Origin of the sequence: Bradyrhizobium sp. 186 (genome assembly GCF_023101685.1) — a bacterium.
Taxonomy (GTDB): Bacteria; Pseudomonadota; Alphaproteobacteria; order Rhizobiales; family Xanthobacteraceae; genus Bradyrhizobium.
Window position 1 is genome coordinate 9,361,547 of the sequence record NZ_CP082164.1, and the last position, 23,319, is coordinate 9,384,865.

The 23,319-nt window shown below is 64.6% G+C and carries 16 protein-coding genes, 1 tRNA gene and 1 pseudogene; 11 read left to right on the top strand and 7 right to left on the bottom strand.

Features of this window, described 5'->3' with window-relative positions:
• Positions 1–14 precede the first annotated feature (14 nt).
• A pseudogene (locus IVB18_RS44615) lies at positions 15–200 on the bottom strand (L-2-amino-thiazoline-4-carboxylic acid hydrolase); the annotation flags it as partial.
• A gap of 298 nt (positions 201–498) precedes the next feature.
• Between IVB18_RS44615 and IVB18_RS44620 the strand changes: the two are divergent.
• On the top strand, positions 499–1,023 hold the full coding sequence (locus IVB18_RS44620; protein ID WP_247986423.1) for a DUF4440 domain-containing protein: 525 nt from the start codon (positions 499–501) through the stop codon (positions 1,021–1,023).
• An 82-nt stretch (positions 1,024–1,105) separates the two neighbouring features.
• On the opposite strand, the gene IVB18_RS44625 is transcribed toward IVB18_RS44620, so the two are convergent.
• Both IVB18_RS44625 and IVB18_RS44630 read right to left on the bottom strand, forming a co-directional pair.
• A tRNA-Val gene (locus IVB18_RS44625) sits at positions 1,106–1,180 on the bottom strand.
• A gap of 74 nt (positions 1,181–1,254) precedes the next feature.
• Positions 1,255–1,614, bottom strand: a complete 360-nt coding sequence (locus tag IVB18_RS44630) for a response regulator (RefSeq protein WP_007597092.1) — start codon at positions 1,612–1,614, stop codon at positions 1,255–1,257.
• Between the two features lie 350 nt (positions 1,615–1,964).
• Between IVB18_RS44630 and IVB18_RS44635 the strand changes: the two genes are divergently transcribed.
• From IVB18_RS44635 to IVB18_RS44645, 3 genes are all read left to right on the top strand, one after another.
• Positions 1,965–2,855: an N-formylglutamate amidohydrolase gene (locus IVB18_RS44635; protein ID WP_247986424.1), complete on the top strand. Its 891-nt coding sequence runs from the start codon at positions 1,965–1,967 to the stop codon at positions 2,853–2,855.
• 524 nt (positions 2,856–3,379) lie between these two features.
• Positions 3,380–4,162 (top strand): histidinol-phosphatase, encoded by a 783-nt coding sequence (gene hisN / locus IVB18_RS44640; protein WP_247986425.1) that lies wholly within the window; start codon positions 3,380–3,382, stop codon positions 4,160–4,162.
• A gap of 18 nt (positions 4,163–4,180) precedes the next feature.
• Positions 4,181–5,146 carry a tripartite tricarboxylate transporter substrate binding protein gene (locus IVB18_RS44645; protein ID WP_247986426.1) on the top strand — a complete coding sequence of 322 codons (966 nt, stop codon included), beginning with the start codon at positions 4,181–4,183 and terminating at the stop codon, positions 5,144–5,146.
• A 235-nt stretch (positions 5,147–5,381) separates the two neighbouring features.
• On the opposite strand, the gene IVB18_RS44650 is transcribed toward IVB18_RS44645, so the two are convergent.
• A complete protein-coding gene (locus tag IVB18_RS44650) occupies positions 5,382–6,272 on the bottom strand; it encodes a LysR substrate-binding domain-containing protein (RefSeq protein WP_247986427.1) in 891 nt (296 codons plus the stop codon).
• Positions 6,273–6,366: 94 nt separating this feature from the next.
• Here IVB18_RS44650 and IVB18_RS44655 point away from each other — a divergent pair, with 94 nt between their 5' ends.
• Positions 6,367–7,119, top strand: a complete 753-nt coding sequence (locus IVB18_RS44655) for a sulfite exporter TauE/SafE family protein (protein ID WP_247986428.1) — start codon at positions 6,367–6,369, stop codon at positions 7,117–7,119.
• A 6-nt stretch (positions 7,120–7,125) separates the two neighbouring features.
• Here IVB18_RS44655 and IVB18_RS44660 read toward each other — a convergent pair whose 3' ends face one another.
• Complete coding sequence (locus IVB18_RS44660) at positions 7,126–7,761, bottom strand: LysE family translocator (protein WP_247986429.1); 636 nt, start codon at positions 7,759–7,761, stop codon at positions 7,126–7,128.
• Between the two features lie 226 nt (positions 7,762–7,987).
• Between IVB18_RS44660 and IVB18_RS44665 the strand changes: the two genes are divergently transcribed.
• Both IVB18_RS44665 and IVB18_RS44670 read left to right on the top strand, forming a co-directional pair.
• On the top strand, positions 7,988–9,784 hold the full coding sequence (locus IVB18_RS44665) for an adenylate/guanylate cyclase domain-containing protein (protein ID WP_247986430.1): 1,797 nt from the start codon (positions 7,988–7,990) through the stop codon (positions 9,782–9,784).
• Between the two features lie 185 nt (positions 9,785–9,969).
• On the top strand, positions 9,970–12,723 hold the full coding sequence (locus IVB18_RS44670; protein ID WP_247986431.1) for a di-heme-cytochrome C peroxidase: 2,754 nt from the start codon (positions 9,970–9,972) through the stop codon (positions 12,721–12,723).
• 19 nt (positions 12,724–12,742) lie between these two features.
• On the opposite strand, the gene IVB18_RS44675 is transcribed toward IVB18_RS44670, so the two are convergent.
• On the bottom strand, positions 12,743–13,690 hold the full coding sequence (locus tag IVB18_RS44675) for an alpha/beta hydrolase (RefSeq protein ID WP_247986432.1): 948 nt from the start codon (positions 13,688–13,690) through the stop codon (positions 12,743–12,745).
• Between the two features lie 205 nt (positions 13,691–13,895).
• Between IVB18_RS44675 and IVB18_RS44680 the strand changes: the two genes are divergently transcribed.
• Both IVB18_RS44680 and IVB18_RS44685 read left to right on the top strand, forming a co-directional pair.
• Positions 13,896–14,360 (top strand): Hsp20 family protein, encoded by a 465-nt coding sequence (locus IVB18_RS44680; protein ID WP_247986433.1) that lies wholly within the window; start codon positions 13,896–13,898, stop codon positions 14,358–14,360.
• 335 nt (positions 14,361–14,695) lie between these two features.
• Positions 14,696–15,466: an alpha/beta hydrolase gene (locus IVB18_RS44685; RefSeq protein ID WP_247986434.1), complete on the top strand. Its 771-nt coding sequence runs from the start codon at positions 14,696–14,698 to the stop codon at positions 15,464–15,466.
• A gap of 156 nt (positions 15,467–15,622) precedes the next feature.
• Here the strand turns inward: IVB18_RS44685 and IVB18_RS44690 are convergent, their stop codons facing one another.
• The gene (locus IVB18_RS44690; protein ID WP_247986435.1) at positions 15,623–16,387 is read right to left on the bottom strand and encodes a hypothetical protein; all 765 of its coding nucleotides are present in this window, start codon (positions 16,385–16,387) and stop codon (positions 15,623–15,625) included.
• A gap of 489 nt (positions 16,388–16,876) precedes the next feature.
• Here IVB18_RS44690 and gltB point away from each other — a divergent pair, with 489 nt between their 5' ends.
• Together gltB and IVB18_RS44700 are read left to right on the top strand one after the other, a co-directional pair.
• On the top strand, positions 16,877–21,610 hold the full coding sequence (gene gltB / locus IVB18_RS44695) for a glutamate synthase large subunit (protein ID WP_247986436.1): 4,734 nt from the start codon (positions 16,877–16,879) through the stop codon (positions 21,608–21,610).
• A 142-nt stretch (positions 21,611–21,752) separates the two neighbouring features.
• Complete coding sequence (locus IVB18_RS44700) at positions 21,753–23,204, top strand: glutamate synthase subunit beta (protein WP_247986437.1); 1,452 nt, start codon at positions 21,753–21,755, stop codon at positions 23,202–23,204.
• Positions 23,205–23,319: the final 115 nt, after the last annotated feature.

Here is a 23,319-nt window from a genome sequence, read left to right on the forward strand (position 1 = left end):
GACCCACCTCCCCTTCATCGCGCCGCGCCCGGATCGCGGCGATAGCGGAAGTCGCAATGGGAGGCGCCCTGCATGATGGTCTGCGTTCGCGTGAGCTCGACGTCGGGGCCGAACCCTTCCGCGGTCGCGAAGTCCGCGGTGCAGACCAAGAGAAAGCCGAGCTCCGGCTCGCCCAGCGCCTGGTAGAATTCGGCGTAGGCACCCCCTTGGACATGACGCATCAATGCCCGATGGCGCCGGGCTGTTCCGGGCGGTCGCACCCGATTGCGAGAGGGTTGCCTGAGGATCCCGCGGCATCCAGCATCGCCTGGCCCAACGCATATGTGATGCAGCGGTGACCGCCGATCGCGCGATCCTGAAAAGTCGGCGGAGCGAATAGTGTTATTATGAGCATCATCCAATACTCCGCCGGCTTCCCGAGAACCCGGCTCGTGAGTGCCATCCGAATTCCGACAATGCGCCGGTCAAACCCCAGCGCTGAAACAACGAGAGGTGAACATGATCCGACCCGAGATGTCTCCGGACTCCGTCAAGCCACAATCATTTGCACGAGGTCGTCATCTTGCGGCAATTGCCGCGGCGCTGTTTCTCGCCGTGACGTTCTCGTCAGGTGGACGCGCGCTGGCTGCCGCAAATGATGCCGAGGCGCGAACCATCTTCGAAAAATTCATTGCCGCACAGAATGCGCATAACGCGGACAATGTGAGGGCCATGCTCTGGAATTCGCCCAGCACGCTCTTGTTTGCGAGAGGCATCGATACGAGAGGCCGTGATGCGGTCGCCGACCGCTTCAAGGCGTATTACGAGGGCACTTGGCATCTTGAACCCGACATGTCGCAATTCCGTGTCGCTGTGATCTCGAACGAGGTCATACAGATCCTCGTCCCCATCGTTTTCACGCGAGGTCTTCCGGGCAAGCCACCCCAACAAAATACGTTTCTGATCAGCCAGACATACGTTGAAGATGCGAGCGGCTGGCACGTCGCCTCCATCCTGCCGGTCGCAAACACGGAACTGAAATAGCCGCCTTAGCTGGGGGCGAAAAGCCCGCCTGCGCCTGTTCGGCTTCGGCGCGGCATCCTTCTCTCGCTTCGCGAGCGAAGGATGGTGGGCACGACAGGGATCGAACCTGTGACCCCTACCATGTCAAGGTAGTGCTCTCCCGCTGAGCTACGTGCCCTAGAGGTCGTCTAGATCGGGTGGGGTCCCTATAACGGCTCAGTGGAGCCGGCGCAAGGACAGACGCTGGCCGATTTAGGCCGCCAGCATCTTGTTCACTTCGCTCACCAATTCGCGCAGGTGCACAGGTTTCGACAGCACCTTGGCGTTCTTGGGGGCGTCCGAATCCGAGTTCAGCGCCACCGCGGCGAAGCCGGTGATGAACATGATCTTGATGTCGGGATCGAGTTCCGAGGCCCGGCGGGCGAGCTCGATGCCGTCCATCTCCGGCATCACGATGTCGGTCAGGAGCATCTCGAACGGCTCTTCCCGCAGCCGCTGATAGGCGGCCATGCCATTGTCATGGGACGAGACCTGAAAACCGGCGTTTTCCAGCGCCTTGACCAGGAAACGGCGCATGTCGTTGTCGTCTTCGGCGAGCAGGATCTTTGGCATGGCAGGAACGTCGAATCCTCAAAGCACATCAGCAGAGGTCACTAAGCCCGACAGAGGGTAAATTTCGGGTGAAAATCTTTACCCTGAGCGAGACCCTTGGCGAGCTGCGCGGGCGCCCCTTGTGAACCGGAATGCGGCTGGAAGCAATCGAGCCGCTCGGAGAGAACCCGCTCCATCCCCGCAGGGTTAAGATACGTTCCAGCGCCGATCACATCTTTTCGCTTGGCAGACTGGTTGCGATTCCGGACAATGAGGGCACATAAGAGCCGCTCGACCGGCCGAATCGATTCGATCCGGACCTTGCCGGATCTTTCCGGATCTTGCGGCGCGAAGGGACGAAGCCTGAGAAGATGACCCGGTTTGACGGCGACATGTCGCCAGCCTTCGAGATCGTGGAGCCCGCCGAATGGCGCGCGCCGGTCATCTTCAACTCGCCCCATTCCGGCTCGACCTACCCCGACGAATTCCTGCTGGCCTCGCGGATCGACCTGCCGACGCTGCGGCGGTCGGAAGATTCCTTTATGGACGAGCTGATCGGCCATCTCAGCGATCGCGGCTTTCCGACCGTGCGGGTCAACTTTCCCCGCTCCTATGTCGACGTCAATCGCGAGCCCTATGAGCTCGACCCGCGGATGTTCTTCGGACGCCTGCCGAGCTTCGCCAATACCCGTTCGATGCGGGTGGCGGGCGGGCTCGGCACCATCCCGCGCGTGGTCGGCGACGGCCAGGAGATCTATCGCGAGCGCATTCTGGTCGACGACGCGCTGGGGCGGATCGAGACGCTCTACAAGCCCTACCACCGCGCGCTGCGCCGGCTGATCAACAAGGTGCACCAGATGTTTGGCACCGTGGTGCTGGTCGACTGTCACTCGATGCCCTCGGTCGGCGTCTCCCGCGACGAGCCGCGGCGGCCCGACATCGTGATTGGCGACCGCTACGGCACAAGCTGCACGCCGCTCTTGCCGGACCGGGTCGAGGACACCCTGAGCAGGCTCGGCTATTCGATCGGCCGCAACAAGCCCTATGCCGGCGGGTTCATCACCGAGCATTACGGAAATCCGGCGAGCGGCCTGCACGCGGTGCAGCTCGAGCTCAACCGCGGGATCTACATGGACGAGCGGCGGCGCGAGCGCAGCCCGCGCTTTGCGCAGGTGGCCTCCGACTTCGCGGCGCTCGCCGACGTGCTGGCAACCACGATCCCGTTCGGCGATCTCGGCCCGTTCCAGGCCGCGGCGGAATAGCGCTCGCTTTTCTTTGTGATCAGATCGCGCGCGCATCTGGCGCGAGCATGTTTCGCTTCGCACCGTTGCGCGCGCGAAAATGAAAACAGCAGGCCCAAGAAAAAAGGGCCGCTTGTTATGAACAAGCGGCCCAAGTCTAGGGAGGAAACGCCCAAGGAGGGCAGCGGTAACGCAAAGCGCTACCGCACCGCAACAATATGCGGCCGCGACGCACAAAGTGCAAGGGCTTTTGAGCCGTTTCCCATGCAAAACACACATGGCTCGGTTGCTTCCAGAGAAACCCAGATTCAGTTCTTTTAATAAGGAATTTCAATGGCTTGATAGTCATTTGCATACGAACAAGGCATGTTCGGAACTAAGTATTCAACTCAATGATCGATATTTGGCCAACCTATGATTTGTTTGAGGCAGCGAGGCGCGGCATCCAAAATACCAGGGTGCAAATCAAGACACCGCTGCCCGCCACAGGCGAATTGAGATAGGCAGATGCGAGCTTCACCCGACTTTCGTTTCGAGGATGTGCCGTGACGGTGATCGACTTCTCAGCCTTCATCGGACGGCTCGCCACCGCTTCCGGCGAAACTATCCTGCCGTTCTTCCGCACCTCGCTCTCGATCGACGACAAGAGCAAGACCAAGGATTTCGATCCCGTGACCGAGGCCGACCGCGCCGCGGAAGCGGTGATGCGGCGGCTGATCAAGGCCAACTTCCCCCAGCACGGCATCGTCGGCGAGGAATTCGGCAACGAGCGCGAGGATTCGGACTATGTCTGGGTGCTCGACCCCATCGACGGCACAAAATCCTTCATCGGCGGCTTTCCGATCTGGGGCACGCTGATTGCGTTGCTGCACAAGGGCGCGCCGGTGTTCGGCATGATGCATCAGCCCTTCATCGGCGAGCGCTTCTCCGGCGACAACGGCTCGTCCAATTATAAGGGCCCCTCCGGCGAGCGCCGGCTCCAGGTCCGCCGCTGCGCCTCGCTGTCGGAGGCCACGACCTACACCACCAGCCCGCTGCTGATGAACGAGCGCGATCGCACCATTTTCGGCCGCATCGAGAAGGGCGCGCGGCTGTCGCGCTATGGCGGCGACTGCTACTCCTATTGCATGCTGGCGGCAGGTCACGTCGATCTCGTGGTCGAGACCGAGCTGAAGCCCTATGACATCGCAGCGCTGATCCCGATCGTGACCGGTGCCGGTGGCGTCGTCACCACCTGGGAAGGCAAGCCGGCCCAGGGTGGCGGCCGCATCGTCGCCGCCGGCGATGCGCGGGTTCACGAAGAAGCGCTGAAGCTGCTCAACGGATAGGCGACAAAGGGAGCTTGGATGAAAAACTGGCGCAAGTTCGTCCTCGCGACCCTGTTGCTGTTTCCGGCGCTCGCGTCGGCGCAGAATTTTCCGGCCAAGCCGATCCGTCTGGTGGTGCCGTTCCCAGCCGGCGGCCCCAACGACATCATCGCGCGGGTGATCGGCCAGCGCATGTCCGAACTCGCCGGTCAGCCGGTGCTGATTGACAATCGCGGCGGCCAGGGCGGCGTGCTCGGCACGGATGCGGTCGCAAAGGCCCCGTCCGACGGCTACACCATCGCGATCTCCAGTGCCGGCGCGCTCGCGATCAGCCCGAGCATGGAGAGGGTCGCCTACGACACGCTGTCCGACCTGACGCCGGTGACGCTGGTTGCGACCGTGCCGGAAATGCTGGTGGTCGCGACCAACGTGCCCGCAAAGGACATCGGCGAATTGATTGCGTTGGCGAAGGCGCAGCCCGGAAAGCTCAACTTCGCCTCCTCCGGCCCCGGCAGCCTGCCGCATCTCGCCGGCGAATTGTTCAAGCTGACGGCGAAGATCGACATCGTGCATGTGCACTATCGCGGCGCCGCGCCTGCGGTGAACGATCTTCTGGGCCAGCAGGTGCAGATGACCTTCCTCGACCTCCCGGTGCTGCTGCCGCAGATCAAGGCAGGCTCCTTGCGCGCCGTCGCGGTCGGCTCGGCGGAACGCGCACCGACTGCGCCTGATGTGCCGACCACGGCGGAAGCCGGCTTTCCGGACCTCCGCATCGAGAACTGGTACGGCATGGTGGCGCCCAAGGGCACACCGACAGAGATCGTCACGGCGCTGCATCGTCTCGCGACGCAGGCGATGGCGGATCCGGCGGTGAAAGAGAAGCTCGCGGCGCAAGGCGCAACGCTGATCGGCGACACGCCGGAGCATTTTCGGCAGTTCATCGCGGACGAGACCGCGAAATGGGCGAAGGTGATCAAGGACGCCGGCGTGGAGACGGCGAAGTAGCGAACGGAATCAGGAACGCCGCCACGACAAAAGTGCGTTCCCTCCCCCCTTGCGGGGGAGGGTTAGGGAGGGGGGTGCCACACGGGGACTGTCTCGATTCGCGCGAGCGCTTGTTAGCCTACTAAACACGCACCTTTTCCTGGGCTACCCCCCTTCCACGCCCTCCCCCGCAAGGGGGGAGGGAGCAGAGCGGGGATCGCGGCCACACTGCGAGCCCACATCACTGCGGCACCCCTCACATCGCCGCTGCGCGCAGATGCTCCACAAGCATCTTCGCCGGCCGCGGCAGCGTCTTGAAGCTGCGCGCGCAGATCACGAGCCTGCGGTTGGCCCAGGCGTCGCGCAGGCGGACCATGGCGAGCGGCATCAGCTTGGCGCAGCGGCGGGCGGCGGCTTCGGGCACCAGCGCAACGCCGACATCGGCGGCGACCATCTGGCAGATCGCGTCGAAGTCGCGCAGGCGGGCGCGGAAATGTGGGCGCATGCCGAGCCGCGCGGCATGCTTGGAAATGTGGACCTGAAGCGCGGTGGCGCTGGTCAGCCCGACGAACTCGCAATCACCCGCCTCCTGGAAATCGATCTGGCGGCGACCGGCGAACGGGCCGCGCCGCGACGTTACCAGCGTCAGGCGGTCCTCGCTGAAGGGAAACCGCTCGATATGGTCGGGCAGCGCGTGCTCGGCGGCGAAGCCGAGGTCGGCGGCGCCGGCGGTGATCGCGGCGGCAATGTCGGTGCTCTCGCGCTCCTCGATGTCGATGGCGACGTCGCGATGCTCGCGCAGGAAGCCCGCGAGCGCCTTCGGCAGATGCTCCGACAGGCCTGAGGTGTTGGCGAGGAAGTGCACGCTTGCCCGCACGCCGCTGGCAAAGCCCGCCAGATCGCCGCGCATGGCGTCGATCTGGTGGATCACGAGGCGGGCGTGATCGAGCAGGCTCTCGCCCGCCGCGGTCAACTCCACGCCGCGGCGCCCGCGCTTGAGCAGCGCGACGCCGAGCGCATCCTCGAGCCCCTTGATGCGTGCGCTCGCCGAGGCCAGCGCCAGGTGCGACCGCTCGGCGCCGCGGGTGATGCTGCGCTGGTCAGCCACCGCAATGAAGAGCTGGAGATCGACGAGATCGAAGCGCATGGGAGGCTTCCTCCGCTTAGCCTTCGTCCAAGGCGAAGGCAGTCTCCGTAACCTCCAGATTGTGCCGGCACGCGGCTTCGGTCAATGTGGCGGCATGATCGACCCGCTCCTCATCGTCATCGCCGCCGTCTTCCTGATCGCCGGATTCGTCAAGGGCGTGGTCGGGCTCGGCCTGCCGACCGTCTCTATGGGCCTGCTCGCGGTGAGCATGGCCCCGAGCCGCGCGATCGCTATCGTGATCGTGCCCGCCATCGTCACCAATATCTGGCAGACCTTTGTCGGCCCCTATCTGCGCGACATCCTCAAGCGGCTGTGGCCGCTGATGATCGGCACCGTGATCGGATGCTGGCTCAACGCCGGCGCGCTCACTGGTCCCCATGCGCGCTACGGCACGATCGTGCTCGGCGTCCTGCTCGTCATCTACGCCGCGATCGGGCTGAACAAGTTCCAGTTCCGCGTCGCGCCGAAGAACGAGAAATGGGTCGGCGGCGTGGTCGGCGTCGTTACCGGCGTGATCTCGGCTTCGACCGGCGTGCAGGTGATCCCCTCGATGCCGTTCATGCAGGCGATCGGGATGGAGAAGGACGAGCTGGTGCAGGCGCTCGGCGTGTTCTTCACAGTGGCAACGCTGGCGCTGGCCTTCAACCTCACGGCGGGCGGCTTGATGACCCCGGCCAACGCCATGCCCGGCGCCATCGCCATGGCCTGCGCCTTTGCCGGCATGTTCATCGGCCAGTCGGTGCGGGCGCGGATGCCGGCCGAGGCGTTTCGCCACTGGTTCCTGATCGCGATGGTCCTGCTCGGCCTCTATCTGGCCGGCAGCGCGCTGCTGAAGGAGTTTGCGTAAAAGAAGTTACCGCGTCTCCAGCATGGCGACGCGGATGCCGAGATAGATGAAGAGGCCGCCGAGGGTACGGTTGATCCAGGCGATCACGCCCTCGGACTGCCGGAGCCGGTGGGCGGCCTTCGCCGCAAACGCCGCCAGCACCAGGCACCACAGCGTTCCCGTGCAAATGAAGATCAGGCCCAGCGTCAGGAAGGCGAGCGGCTTGTGCGGCGCATCGGCTGCGACGAATTGCGGCAGGAAGGCCAGGAAGAACAGCGCCACCTTGGGATTGAGTGCGTTGGTGAAGACGCCCTGGAGGAAAACGCGCCGCAGCGAGCTGCGGTCGTCCTCGCCGGTCACGGGTGCGGCGAGCGTGGGCCGCGACCACAGCATCTGGAGGCCGGTGAACAGAAGATAAGCCGCGCCGACCAGCTTCAGGATCGAGAATGCGGTGGATGAGGCCATCAGCAGCGCCGAAAGGCCGATCGCCGCGCCCGCGACGTGGAAAAAGCAGCCGCAACTGATGCCGAGCGCGGCGGCGGCCCCGCCTCGCCAGCCCATCTGCATGCTGCGGCCGATGATGTAGACGGTATCCGGCCCCGGCGTCACATTAAGCAGCACGCCCGACAGGACGAAGAGCCAGAGTTCGTGAATGCCCAGCATGTGAGGTCCCCCGCCGCCCGATCGGGCGGTCTCGAGGGATTCGGCTTAATCGGTTCGGCCCGCACCGTCCACCGCCGCGATTGCGTAGAATTTACCTCGAATTTGCAATGCGGATCATACTTTCGCTCGGCCTCATCTGCTCTATAAAGGCAGGGTTCTCAAATTGCGGGATTCGAGGCAACTGCCACGCCGTGGCCGGTCCGCCATCCCTTGGAGATCCGAGGATATGGAAAGACGCCTGGCTGCCATCGTCTGCGCCGATGTCGCCGGCTATTCGCGCATGATGGGCAGCGATGAGGCCGGTACCCATGCCGCCTTCAAGGCCCATCGCAGCGCGATCCACCCCATCATCCTCAATCATGGCGGCCGCGTCGTGAAGAACACCGGCGACGGATTCCTGCTGGAGTTCCCCAGCATCGTCGGCGCCACCGAAGCCGCCATCGCGATGCAGACGGTGATGGCGGAGCGCAACCATCATCTGCCCGCCGATCGCGCCATGCAGTTCCGGCTCGGCATCCATATGGGCGACGTCATCGCCGACGAGGACGAGGTGTTCGGCGACGATGTCAACATTGCCGTCCGCCTCGAATCCGTGGCGAGCCCCGGCGGCTTCGCCATCTCGGCCAAGGCCTACAAGGAGGCGAGCAAGCATCTCACCGTGCCGCTCGTCGATGCCGGCAATCATCGCTTCAAGAACATCAAGGACCCGGTCGGCGTCTGGACCTGGATCCACGAGGGCGCACCGGCGCTTGCGCCCGCGCTGAAGGAGGCATCCGCCCTCTCGCAGCAGTACCGGACCGCGATCGTCGGCGTGCTGCCCTTCGCCAATCTCAGCGACGCCCAGGACGAATATTTCTCCGACGGCCTGACCGAAGACCTGATCCACGCGCTGTCGCTGCAATCATTCTATCGCGTGCTGAGCCGCAACTCGACCTTCGCGTTCAAGGGCAAGAACACAAGCACCCGCCTGATCGCGCGCGAGATCGACGCGAGCTATTTGATCCAGGGCTCGGTGCGGCGTGCCGGAGCCAAGATCCGCGTCACCGCCGAGCTGATCGCGCCGGAGACCGGCGAGCAGCTCTGGACCGGCCGCTACGACCGCGACATCGGCGATTTCTTCGCGATGCAGGACGAGATCACCACGAACTTGTCCGCCGCCATCGCCACCGAGATCGTCCGGGCCGAGGCCTCGGCGCCGGCGCGGCTCTCGACCGACGTGACCGCCTGGGACCGTTTCCTCAAGGGGCTGTCCCACTACTACCGGCAGACCAAGGAGGACCTGAACGCCGCCGTCGAGCTGTTCCGGCAGGCGATCAGGCTCGAGCCCAAACTGTCGATCGCGCATGCCTATCTCGCCACGATCCAGATCCAGAGCATCCAGTTTGGCTGGGTCAAGGGCACGCGCCAGATGTGGGCCGAGGCGATGAACCTTGCCGAAACCAGCGTCCGGCTCGACCCGCGCTCCTCCTTCGCGTTCTCGATCCTGTCCTGGGCTCACGCCATGGAGGGGCATGACGAGGCCGCGATGGACGCCGCCAAGCGCGCGGTCGCCCTTAATCCGTACGACATGGGCGCGCGCGGCGTGCTTGGCATCTGCCATTTCGTCATCGGCGAGCACCGGGAGGCGATCGAGCTGTTTTCCATGGCCGCGCAGCGCGACAACAGCGACCCGCGCTACCAATGGGCGGCGCTGAACGCGTTCAGCCATTATCTCCTGGGGCAGTATGACGCGACCCTGTCGTGGGCCCGCGAGCAGCTCTACGTCAATCCCAATCACCTGCAGGCCTTGGCGATCCGCGCCGCGGCGCTGGCGCAATTGAGGCGGACCGCCGAAGCGAACGAGGCCACCGGGGTGCTCATGGGCAACTACCCGACCCTGAATGTCGACCGCCACTTGCGCAATTTTCACTGGAAACGGCCCGAGGACATCGCCCATTACCGCGAGGGCCTTCTGAAAGCAGGCGTGCCGCTCGGCAAATTGACCCTGGTCCAGAGCAACGTCAAACGCGCCGCCGAATCCTGAGGGCAAGCTGGGGCTGCGCGACGATCACACGTCGGTTTTGTTGACAGCACAGTGAATTCAGCCACACTTTGTCACACGCTGAAGTAGTATAGTCCGCGGCGTCCGCACTGCCTGTTTGTTAGGAATTTCCGCGCTCTGTCGGCGTGTCTGCTTTTCACGATTCGCTGTTTTCAGGATTTTGGGCCATGCATGACCCCACCTCGAAACCCTTCGTTCCATCGATCGAAGTATCGCCGGACAATCCCTGTCCGTTCCTGCGCGGCCTCGTCGGCGAGGGTTTTGTCGCCGGCGGGACTGTGCCGCTCGGCACGCTGTCGCAGACCATCGCGGATGCGAGCGGGGAGAAGGGACTGAAGAAAGCTCTCGCCCGCGTCCAGGTCCGCTGGGTGGCGCTCATCGCCAACGGTATCGGTCACATCCTCAAGAGCATGTGGTCGGGCGCGCAGCTCGACGCGCTACGCGGCGGTCCCCTCGACAAACGCGGAGCCGGCTCGCGCATTCTCAGCGTCGACGGCAAGGTCAACGAGGACGAGATCGCGCGCCTTGCGAACTTCGGCCGAAATTACGCCGACCCGAACGGCGGCACCGAGCCCGGCCTCAACGCCTCGGAAATCGACGTCTTCATGCGCGACAACCTCAAGCGCGCCGGCAGCGCCGCGCGCTGGTACGACCCCCTGCTGATGAAATTCGAGTGGCCCATCCTCCTGAAGATCATAGGAAAGGGCGAAGGCGAGGACCGCTATCTCAGCGTGGCCGACGTGCGCACGCTGTTCAATGAGCGGAAATTCCCTGCTCGCATCAACCAGCGGCTGCTGTCGCAGCCGGTGCTGTCGGCCTGCCAGCGCACAGTGCGGGGCGGCCTCAAGGTTGCGGCGTGGCTGCTCGCCGCCGGTCTCGTGACTTATGTTGCCGTTGCCGAATTTCCCGATCAGGTCAGGGCCGTCCTACCGGGAAAGGCGGCGCAGGTACTGCCGCCGCCTTTGCCCAAGCTCCAGGAGACGACGGCCGCCTATTGGCTCGAACAGAACTGGTCGCTCCAGGACCGGAACTGGTTCCATCACACCAGCCAGGGCACGGCCACGTTTCCAGTCCCATACAACTGGTTCACCGCGTTGGAGCAGCCCCGGCTTCGCCTGTTCTCGCAGCCGGGAATGTTGAAGGACAGCGCTTATCTCGAGCGCTTCGGCTTCATCCCGAGCCCGCAGTCGATCGGCACCGACACCGCGACGCTACGCCGCTTCGGCTACGCCAATGTCTATGAGACGACGCAGGTGCCGGACGTGTCGACCGGGTGGCCGAAAGCCGAGAATGTCGACGGCCTGCCGGTCGGCTTTGCGCGGTTGACCGGCGTCGTCGACCCCTCTACGGGACGCCGCGAAGAGGACAAGATCGGCCTGACCTGCGCCGCCTGTCACACCGGCCAGATCCACTACAAGGGCGTCGACGTCCGCTTCGATGGCGGCCCGGCGATGACCGACCTGAAGAAGCTCGAGCTCACGACCGGCCTATCCATCGTCTACACCGTGTACGTGCCGTTCCGCTTCAAGCGCTTTGCCGATCGCGTGCTCGGTCCTGAAGCGAGCGATGACGACCGTGCGGCGCTCAAGCAACAGCTGCGCGGCATCGGCAAGTTCCTGCTCGGCTGGGCCACGAGCTATGAGAAGACGATCGAGAGCAAGAAGACCTGGGACGGCAAGCAGCAGAAGGACACGGAGGAAGGGTTTGGCCGCCTCGATGCCCTCAATCGCATCGGAAACCAGGTCTTCGCGCAGGATTTTGCACTGAGCGGCGTCCGCGGATTCGAGAAGAACCTGCATGCCCAGGACGCGCCGGTGAGCTATCCGCCGATCTGGACCGTGCCGTGGTTCAAATTCGCCCAGTACGATGCCTCGATCGAGCAGCCGCTGATCCGCAACGCCGGCGAAGCGTTGGGCGTGACGGCGCTGCTCAATCTGTCCGACGCTTATCCCGAGAACAGGCTGTGGCGGTCGTCGGTCGACATCCGGACCCTTGGCTGGATCGAGGATCTGCTGCGGGGCCCGGATCCCTTCAAGACCTCCGACCCCGACAAGAAGTTCGGCGGGCTGCTGGCACCGAAATGGCCGTCGCAATACTTTGCCGATGACGCATGGAAGCTCGATTCCAAGCGGGTCGACCGGGGCCGCGCGATCTACGCGGAGATGTGCGCGGGATGCCATCTGCCGTCCCTCAACGAGCCGGCCTTCTGGTCCTCGTCGCATTGGCAGGCCAGCGGGACCAGCAAGATGCTGGATGCGGTGACGATACCCGTCGACGAGATCAGGACGGACCCCGAACAGTCCCTGGTGCTGGGCAACAGGACACTGCAGATTCCCGGCTATCTCAACGTGCAGACGAGCGACCTGAAGACGTGGTGGAAATGCGACACGTCGACCGATAGCTCCGCGACGGAAATGTCCTACGCGCTCGGCTTGATGACCGTGGTCGATCTCGTCGCCCGGAAGTGGATGACGGACAAGAATGTCTCTGAGGCCGAACAGGCCGAGATATGGAATCTCTCGCGCAAGAACTGTCCCAATACGGCGCGCGGACCGCGCTATCGCGCGCGTCCGCTGAACGGCATTTGGGCCACGGCGCCCTATCTTCACAACGGCTCCGTGCCATCCCTCTACTGGATGCTGAAGCCGGCGAACGAGCGCCCGCAGAAATTCTGCATGGGCCGTCGTGACTACGATCCGAAGGACGTCGGCTTCGCCGTTGCCGAGGGCGAGACCTGCAAGACGGGCGAAACGCAATTCTCGACAATGGGGACCGACGAGCAGCCGATCAAGGGCAACAGCACATCCGGCCATTCCTTCGAGCGGAAGCCGGGCGAGGAGAAGCGTCCGGGCGTCATCGGCCGCGGCTTCAAGGACGACGCAGAGCGCTACGATTTGATCGAGTATCTGAAGACGCTGTGAGCTGCCGCGGCCAGCCCTCTCACTTGAACAGCGGCGTGCCCGGCACGAAGGCGTCGAAGGCGGCCCAGAACTGGGCGCGGTAGCGGTCCTGCTCCTGGAGGATCTCGTGCTTCGAGCCGGCGATGACGAGGTGAGAGCCGGCCCGCAGATGATAGGCGAACTCCTCGATCGCCGCGGTCGAGACCACCTTATCGTTGGACGCCGCCAGCATCAGGATCGGCTGGCGGATCTCGGACGGGTAGCTCATGCCCTTGAAGGTGTTCATCGCCCTGAAGGCGGTATCGGCCCAGGCGACCGTCGGTGAGGCCAGCCCGAGCGTCGGATCCTCCTCCAGGATCGCGGCATTGCGCGCATAGCGCACGGGGTCGCTGGTCAGGGGATTGTTGATGAAGGGATCGAGCCCGGTGAGGCGGTCGTTGCCGCCGGGAATGTAGCGGCCGCCCTGCCCCATCAGGCGCATCGTCTTGAGCAGCGTGCGTACCGGAAACGAGGTGGCGCGGCCCGGCAGGTCGATCATCGGCGCCGACAGCACCATGCGATCGAACCAGCGTTTTCCCGCATGCGCCACCCGCAGCATCACCGCGCCGCCCATGGAATGGGCGAGTGCGAAGAAGGGCGGCGGGCAATCCGGCAGCACCACCTGCTGCACGAAGGTCTCGACGTCGATCTCGAAGTCGGCGAAGTCGCGCACATAGCCCTTGCGCGGATCGCGCAGCCGGCGCGAGGAATGGCCCTGCCCGCGCCAGTCGATCATTGCCACCGCAAAGCCGCGGTCGCGCAGATCGCGCACCGTCTCGAAATATTTCTCGATCTGCTCGCTGCGCCCGGTGAAGACGCAGACGGTCCCCTTGCGGTTCGACGGCGGCGCCCAGCGCGCAAAGCGCAGCTCGGCGCCATCGGGCGTCTTGATGGTGCCGCTGACGACGTCTTCGGGCGCGGGGTTGGAAGGGATCGAAACCAACGTCATGGGCGGGAAGTGCTGAAATCAAGGGGGCGGGAGCGCCGAAAAGGCGCGAGTGCCGCCCTCTTGAACGCAGTTTCCCAAAACCCATATCATCATGGTGCAGGCCGCTACCAGTGTTTCGGGACCGGAACATCAGGCTGCACACAGACTAAGCCCGGCCCGATAGGCGGGCGGGTTACCAAACAGTCGCTCAATGGAGGACTTGACCATGCGTACCTACGATCTGACCCCCTTCTACCGTTCCACCGTCGGCTTCGACCGTCTCTTTAACCTGCTCGACCAGACGAGCTCGGACGGCAGCCCCGGCTATCCCCCTTACAACATCGAGCGTACCGGCGAGAACGCCTACCGCATCACCGTTGCAGTCTCCGGCTTCGCCAAGGATGAGCTCTCCATCGTCGCGAAGGAAAACACGCTGACGATCAAGGGCGGGAAAGTCGCCAACGAGAACAGCAAATCTGAAGTGCTCTACCGCGGCATCGCTGCGCGTGCCTTCGAGCGCGCCTTCCAGCTTGCCGATTTCGTGCAGGTGAAGGATGCCTCGCTCGAGAACGGCCTGCTCCACGTCGACCTCGTGCGCGAGATTCCCGAGGCCAAGAAGCCGCGCCAGATCGCGATCAACACCGGTGCGCAAGGCGCGCAGGTGATCGAGAGCTCGCAGGCCGCCGCCTAAAGCACGCACCACTTTCCAGGTTCGGAAAACGCCCCGGTGCCCCGGGGCGTTTTTTGTTTGTCCTTGCCCCATCCCGGCCGTCGTCCTGGCGAAGGCCAGGACCCATTACCCCAGGAGAATGTTTGGCGAAGACTTGTCGTTCGGTACTCCTACCGCGCACGATCGGCAGACCTCGCGGTATGGGTCCTGGCTTTCGCCAGGACGACACCGTTTGCTTGGCGGTCTTTTTGCCTAGCTGTTTTCGCACCGCATCACAGAGCGGTGAAGTGGCGTAACGCCGCCGCCCCGCGCTCCGTCCTTAGGGCATCGAACCCAAAATAAAACGGAGAACGATCATGAAACTTTGGCGCAACCTTTTCGTCGCCGCGGGCCTGCTGGCCGCTCCCATCAGCCTTGCTCACGCGCAGATGCCGCAGACCGTGAAAGCCAAGAATATCGTACTGGTGCACGGCGCCTGGGCCGACGGCTCGAGCTGGTCGGAAGTGATCCCGATCCTTCAGGCTGCCGGGCTGCACGTGACCGCCGTGCAGAATCCGCTGAGCTCGCTCGCCGAGTCAGTCGAGGCGACCAAGCGCGCGCTGGCCGAGCAGGACGGCCCGACGGTGCTGGTCGCCCATTCCTGGGGCGGCACCGTGATCAGCCAGGTCGGCACCGACCCGAAGGTCTCCGGGCTCGTCTACATCGCCGCACGCGCGCCCGATGCGAACGAGGATTTTGTCGCGCTCTCGAAGCAGTTTCCGACCGGCCCCGTCCGCGCCGGCATTGTCGAACGCGACGGCTTCACGAAGCTGTCGGAAGACGCGTTCCTGAAATATTTCGCCAACGGCGTGAAGCCGGAGCAGGCGAAGGAGCTCTATGCCGTGCAATGGCCGACGGCGGCCTCGATCTTCGCCGGCCGCACCACAGAAGCCGCTTGGCACACGAAGCCGAGCTGGTACGCGGTGTCGAAGAACGACTACACCATCAATCCCGATTTCGAGCGCTACCTCGCCAAGCGCATCAACGCCACCACCGTCGAGCTCGACGCCGGCCACCTCTCGCTGGTGTCGCATCCGAAGGACGTGGCGAATTTGATCCTGGAAGCGGCGGGGTATGGGCGGAGCTGAGGGGCGGTTGCCTTGACGCGAGAAGGCGCCCGGAATTTTCGGGCGCCGTTTGTTTTGCTCTGCTCTTCCCCCGCCGTCGTCCTGGCGAAAGCCAGGACGACACCGAAAGTGTGGCACCAGCTCACGTCACAACGACAATTCGATCACCGGTAGCGCCTAATCCAACCCCTGCGCGGCAGGCATGTCCTGGGTCGGCAGGATCGTCGAGGCGGGCTTGGCCTGGTCGACGGTTGGCGCGGCGGTCTGTGGCGCTGCCTCGGCGGGCTTCGGCTGCGCAGCGGCCGTCTGCTGCACAGGCTGCGCAGGCTGAACCTGCGCGGCAGGCGCCGGCTCGGGCGATGCCGGTTTGGCGGCGGCCACCGGCGTCTCGCCGCGCGGCGGGGCGGCCTTGGGCAGCGGCACGGTGCGGCTTGCGACGTGCGGGATCGGGGCTGGCGGCCGCGGCGGGCCGCCGCGGATCGCGGTCGGCGGCGGCAACGCGCTTTGCGGCCCGTAAGGCACGACCGCGCGCTCCTCATAGGCTGGCGCCATGCCGAAGGCGTCATAGGCCGGCATGAAGCGGAGGATCCGCCCGTCGCGAGCATCGATGACCAGCCGGCCGTCGTCGCCGCGGCGGTCGATCACGGAGATGGTGTAGACGGCGCCGCGCAGGCGCGGGATGCCGAGCGGCGAGAAACCATTTTCGCGCAGTACCGCGTAGACTTCGGTTGCCGGCAGCAGCGCGGGCGCGCGCTCGTCGCCGTAGCCATAACCGTGGCGCGGCGGCGGAGGGGCGGCTTCGGGCGGCCCGTACGGTCCGTCGAAATCCGACACGGCGACATAGGCCCCCCGCGCCGCCTCGTTCGCCGGTACCTGCGCCTCAGCGGCCGTTGCCACCAGCGCCAGCACGGCGGCAGCCACACATCCTGTGAAAAACTTCATGGTCGAAACGCTCCTGTCAGGCCCCCGAACGTCTCGCGCTCTTTCGCTTCTATCGGCGTGGCGCGCCTTCCGAAGGGTTGATCGAAGCTTCGTTGGGGATTCCGGCGGCGCTTGGGCCGGATCGGGGCGCGTTTGCTTCAAAACCGGGGCCGCGCGCCGTGCGGAAAGCGGTGATTGACACGTTGGGAATCGGGACTTTCGCGCGCTTGTGTGATAGACAAAAATTTGGCAAGGTGATGGTTAGGACAGGTAGACTGTCTCAATTTTGCTTGCGGTTCCGGCATAGGGATTGCAACGAAAGTCGGTGCTTTCGAGCGCCAGGAAGATAACAGGCAAAGCCGTTCTCGGGGACGTAGAACGCCTTGGCCTGAATTTAAGAAAATGCGGCTCGCAGCGGACGAGCGGTGACCCAGAAGCGGGTGCCGCGGAACGCCCAAGGTGCGCCGAAGATGGCGGTGAGGAAGCTTGCCGCATGGAGAGGACGAGGACATGAACGGGTCGCAATTCGAGCGGGCAAGCATCGTGGCAGAAGAACTGTCGGCGACGGTCGCCTCGAAAACGACCGATCCGATTCAGGAACACAATTCGCGTCCGCCGGCCGTAGGGCTCTACGATCCGAGTCTGGAAAAGGATTCCTGCGGCGTCGGCTTCATCGCCAACATCAAGGGCAAGAAGTCCCACGAGATCGTCGCGGACGCGCTCAACATCCTCTGCAACCTCGAGCATCGCGGCGCTGTTGGCGCCGACCCGCGCGCCGGCGACGGCGCCGGCATTCTGGTGCAGATCCCGCACGCGTTCTTCACCCGCAAGGCCAAGGAGCTCGGCTTCACGCTGCCCAATCCCGGCGAGTATGCGATCGGCGCGCTGTTCCTGCCGCGCGACACCGCCTGGCGCAACGTCATCAAGAGCATCATCGCCGACCAGATCAAGGCGGAAGGCCTGACGCTGCTCGGCTGGCGCGACGTGCCGACCGACAATTCCTCGCTCGGCGTCACCGTGAAGCCGACCGAGCCGGCCTGCATGCAGGTGTTCATCGGCCGCAACGGCACCGCCAAGACCGAGGACGATTTCGAGCGCCGGCTCTACATCCTGCGCAAGTCGATCTCGCAGGCGATCTACCAGCGCCGCGACCGCGGCCTTGCCGGCTATTATCCCTGCTCGATGTCGTGCCGCACCGTGATCTACAAGGGCATGTTCCTCGCCGACCAGCTCGGCAAGTACTATCCCGACCTGCACGAGAAGGACTTCGAGAGCGCGCTGGCGCTTGTGCATCAGCGCTTCTCGACCAACACCTTCCCGGCCTGGTCGCTGGCGCATCCCTACCGCATGATCGCGCATAACGGCGAGATCAACACGCTGCGCGGCAACACCAACTGGATGGCGGCGCGCCAGGCGTCCGTCAGCTCAGACCTCTATGGCAAGGACATCAGCCGGCTCTGGCCGATCTCCTACGAAGGCCAGTCGGACACCGCCTGCTTCGACAACGCGCTCGAATTCCTGGTGCAGGGCGGCTACTCGCTGCCGCACGCCGTGATGATGATGATTCCGGAAGCGTGGGCCGGCAATCCCTTGATGGATGAGACGCGCCGCGCCTTCTACGAATATCATGCGGCGCTGATGGAGCCGTGGGACGGCCCCGCCGCGATCGCATTCACCGACGGACGCCAGATCGGCGCCACGCTCGACCGCAACGGCCTGCGGCCGGCGCGCTATCTCGTGACCAAGGACGATCGCATCGTGATGGCGTCCGAGATGGGCGTGCTGACGATCCCCGAGGACCAGATCATCACCAAGTGGCGGCTTCAGCCCGGCAAGATGCTGCTGGTCGACCTCGAACAGGGCCGCCTGATCCCCGACGACGAGATCAAGGCCGAGCTCGCCCGGAGCCATCCCTACAAGAAGTGGCTCGAACGCACCCAGATCGTGCTGGAAGAGCTGCCGAAGGTGCCGACCACCGGCGTGCGCTCCAACCTGTCGCTGCTCGATCGCCAGCAGGCGTTCGGCTACAGCCAGGAAGACATCACCATCCTGATGACTCCGATGGCCTCCATTGGCGAGGAAGCCGCGGGCTCGATGGGCAACGACACGCCGATCTCGGCGCTGTCGAATAAGGCTAAGCCGCTGTTCACTTACTTCAAGCAGAACTTTGCGCAGGTCACCAACCCGCCGATCGACCCGATCCGCGAGGAGCTGGTGATGAGCCTGGTCTCGATCATCGGACCGCGGCCGAACCTGTTCGATCTCCAGGGGCTTGCCACCACCAAGCGGCTCGAGGCGCGGCAGCCGATCCTGACCGACGCGGACCTCGAAAAGATCCGCTCGATCTCGGACGTGGCCGAAACCCACTTCAAGTCGCGCACGCTCGACACCACCTTCCACGCCGGCCTCGGTGCGGCCGGCATGGACCAGGTGCTCGACGAGCTCTGCGCACGCGCTGAAAGCGCCGTGCGCGAAGGCGTCAACATCATCATCCTGTCCGACCGCATGGTCGGCACCGACCGCGTGCCGATCCCGTCGCTGCTCGCCTGCGCCGCCGTGCATCATCATTTGATCCGCACGGGTCTTCGCACCTCGGTCGGCCTCGTCGTCGAATCCGGCGAGCCGCGCGAAGTTCATCACTTCGCCTGTCTCGCGGGTTACGGCGCGGAAGCGATCAACCCCTACCTCGCGTTCGAGACCATCATCGCGATGAAGGACCGCCTGCCCGGCTCGCTCGACGATTACGAGATCGTCAAGCGCTACATCAAGTCGATCGGCAAGGGCCTGCTCAAGGTGATGTCCAAGATGGGCATCTCGACCTATCAGTCCTATTGCGGCGCGCAGATCTTTGACGCCATCGGCCTCAAGGCCGACTTCGTCGGGAAGTTCTTTGCCGGCACCCATACCCGCGTCGAGGGCGTGGGCCTGGCGGAGATCGCGGAAGAGGCGGTGCGCCGCCATGCCGACGCGTTCGGCGAGGCGCCGGTCTACAAGACCGCGCTCGACGTCGGCGGCGAATATGCCTATCGCAGCCGCGGCGAGGATCATGCATGGACCGCGGAGTCGGTGGGGCTGCTCCAGCATGCCGCGCGCGGCAATTCGCTGGAGCGCTACCGCGCCTTCGCAAAAATCCTCAACGAGCAGTCGGAGCGCCTGCTGACGCTGCGCGGCCTATTCCGGGTCAAGAGCGCCGAGGAAGAGAAGCGCAAGCCTGTAGCCCTCGATCAGGTCGAGCCGGCCAAGGACATCGTCAGGCGCTTTGCCACCGGCGCGATGAGCTTCGGCTCGATCTCGCGCGAGGCGCACACCACGCTCGCGATCGCCATGAACCGGATCGGTGGCAAGTCGAACACCGGCGAAGGCGGCGAGGAAGCCGACCGCTTCAAGCCGCTGCCGAACGGCGACAGCATGCGCTCGGCGATCAAGCAGGTCGCCTCGGGCCGCTTCGGCGTCACCACGGAGTATCTCGTCAACTCCGACATGATGCAGATCAAGATGGCGCAGGGCGCCAAGCCCGGCGAAGGCGGCCAGTTGCCCGGCCACAAGGTCGACGCGACCATTGCAAAGGTCCGGCATTCGACGCCGGGCGTCGGCCTGATCTCGCCGCCGCCGCACCACGACATCTACTCGATCGAGGATCTGGCGCAGCTCATCTACGACCTCAAGAACGTCAACCCGACGGGCGACGTGTCGGTGAAGCTCGTCTCCGAGATCGGCGTCGGCACGGTGGCCGCGGGCGTCGCCAAGGCGCGCGCCGACCACGTCACCATCGCGGGCTTCGAGGGCGGCACCGGCGCCTCGCCGCTGACCTCGATCAAGCATGCCGGCTCGCCCTGGGAAATCGGCCTCGCCGAAACCCACCAGACGCTGGTGCGCGAGCGGCTGCGCAGCCGCATCGTGGTCCAGGTCGACGGCGGCTTCCGCACCGGGCGTGACGTCGTGATCGGCGCGCTGCTCGGCGCCGACGAGTTCGGCTTTGCCACCGCGCCGCTGATCGCGGCCGGCTGCATCATGATGCGCAAGTGTCATCTCAACACCTGCCCGGTCGGCGTCGCGACGCAGGATCCCATCCTGCGCAAGCGCTTCACCGGCCAGCCCGAGCACGTGATCAACTTCTTCTTCTTCGTCGCCGAGGAAGTCCGCGAGATCATGGCATCGCTCGGCTTCCGCACCTTCAACGAGATGATCGGCCAGACCCAGTTGCTCGATCAGACCAAGCTGGTCGCGCATTGGAAGGCCAAGGGTCTCGACTTCTCGAAGCTCTTTGTCCGCCAGAAGGAGGAGAAGGGCCAGAAGATCTACCATTCCGAGCGCCAGAACCACCATCTGGAAGCCGTGCTCGATCGCACGCTGATCGAGAAGGCCACGCCCGCGCTCGACCGCGGCGCGCCGGTGAAGATCGAGGCCGGGATCAACAGCACCAACCGTTCCGCCGGCGCGATGCTGTCGGGCGCGCTCGCCAAGATCTACGGCCATGCCGGCCTGCCGCATGACACCATCCATGTCAGCCTCAAGGGTACCGCGGGCCAGGCCTTCGGCGCGTGGCTGGCGCAAGGCGTCACCTTCGAGCTCGAGGGCGAAGCCAACGACTATGTCGGCAAGGGACTCTCCGGCGGCAAGATCATCGTCAAGCCGCCGAGGAACAGCGGCATCGTGCCGGAAGAGAGCATCATCGTCGGCAACACCGTGATGTACGGCGCGATCCAGGGCGAGTGCTACTTCCGCGGCGTTGCCGGCGAACGCTTTGCCGTGCGCAACTCCGGCGCGGTCGCCGTGGTCGAAGGCGCCGGCGATCATTGCTGCGAGTACATGACCGGCGGCATCGTGGTCGTGCTCGGCAAGACCGGGCGCAACTTCGCGGCCGGCATGTCCGGCGGCATCGCCTATGTGCTCGACGAGAGCGGCGAGTTCGACAAGCTCTGCAACATGGCGATGGTCGATCTCGAGCCGGTGCTGTCGGAAGAGCTGATCAATGCCGGCACCTATCATCACACCGGGGACCTCGAGGCGCACGGCCGGGTCGACGTGTTCAACAACCTGCTCGATTCCGACGTCGAGCGGCTGCATGTCCTGATCACGCGCCACGCCAAGGCGACCGGCTCCAAGCGCGCGGCCGACATCCTTGCCAATTGGAAGGACTGGCTACCCAAATTCCGCAAGGTGATGCCGGTCGAGTACCGGCGCGCGCTGCGCGAAATGGCCGCCAACGCGGACGCCGAGCCGAAAATCGCGATCGGGGCGTAGGTATCAAAGCTCGTCATTGCGAGCGAAGCGAAGCAATCCAGCATCTCTCCGCGGGAACAGCCTGGATTGCTTCGTCGCTTCGCTCCTCGCAATGACGATGAGGAAGAAACAGACGAATTAAGCGGCAGGGACTTCGGGTTTAATGGGCAAGATCACGGGTTTTCTCGAAATCGAACGGAATGACCGCAAGTACACCCCGGTCGCCGAGCGCGTGAAGCATTTTCACGAATTCGTCGTTCCCCTCTCCGAGAAGGAAACGCGCAACCAGGCCGCGCGCTGCATGAATTGCGGCATTCCGTATTGCCACGGCACCGGCTCGGTCGCGCCCGGCACGCCCGGTTGCCCGGTCAACAACCAGATCCCCGATTTCAACGACCTCGTCTACCAGGGCAACTGGGAAGAGGCCTCGCGCAATCTGCACTCGACCAACAATTTTCCGGAGTTCACGGGCCGCATTTGTCCTGCGCCGTGCGAATCGTCCTGCACGCTCAACATCGACGACAACCCCGTCACCATCAAGACCATCGAATGCGCGATCGTCGACCGTGCCTGGGACAATGGCTGGCTGAAGCCGGAGATCGCGGCGGTCAAGACCGGCAAGAAGGTCGCGGTGATCGGCTCGGGTCCGGCCGGCATGGCCTGCGCACAGCAGCTCGCGCGTGCCGGTCACGACGTGCATTTGTTCGAGAAGTACGCCAAGGCCGGCGGCCTGCTGCGCTATGGCATTCCCGACTTCAAGATGGAGAAGGGCATCATCGACCGCCGCGTGGCGCAGATGGAAGGCGAAGGCGTCACCTTCCGCTACAACAGCCATGTCGGCGCTGACGGCAATGTCGATCCGCGCGAGATGCTCAACGAGTATGACGCTGTGGCGCTGACCGGCGGCGCGGAAGCTCCGCGCGACCTGGCGATCCCCGGCCGCGATCTCGACGGCATCCACTATGCGATGGATTTCCTGCCGCAGCAGAACCGCCGCGTCTCCAGCGAGCCGCTCGACGGCGTCACCGAGATTTTGGCCGGCGGCAAGCATGTCGTCGTCATCGGCGGCGGCGACACCGGCTCTGACTGCATCGGCACCTCGCTGCGCCAGGGCGCGCTCTCCGTGACCCAGCTCGAGATCATGCCGGCTCCGCCCGAGCACGAGAACAAGGGCCTGACCTGGCCGAACTGGCCGCTCAAGATGCGGACGTCCTCCAGCCAGGCCGAAGGCGCGATCCGCGAATTCGCGGTGCTGACGCAGAAGTTTTCCGGCGAGAACGGCAAGGTCAAGAAGCTGCACTGCGTCCGCGTCGACGACAAGTTCAAGCCGCTTCCCGGCACCGAGTTCGATCTCGACGCCGACCTCATCCTGCTCGCCATGGGCTTCGTGCATCCCGTGCACGAGGGCCTGCTCAAGATGCTCTCGGTCGAGCTCGATCCGCGCGGCAACGTCAAGGCCAACATGCTGGATTACCAGACCTCGCGCCCGAACGTGTTCTCCGCCGGCGACATGCGCCGTGGGCAATCGCTGGTGGTGTGGGCGATCCGCGAGGGCCGGCTGTGCGCCCGGTCGATCGATGCGTTCTTGATGGGGAAGACGGATCTGCCGCGATAGGTTTTCGCTCCGCTGCTAGATTTTGAATGAGCTGTCATCGCCCGCCTTGTGCGCACTTGCGCACTGGAGCGGGCGATCCAGTATTCCAGAGACACAGTAATTGAGCCGAGAGGCC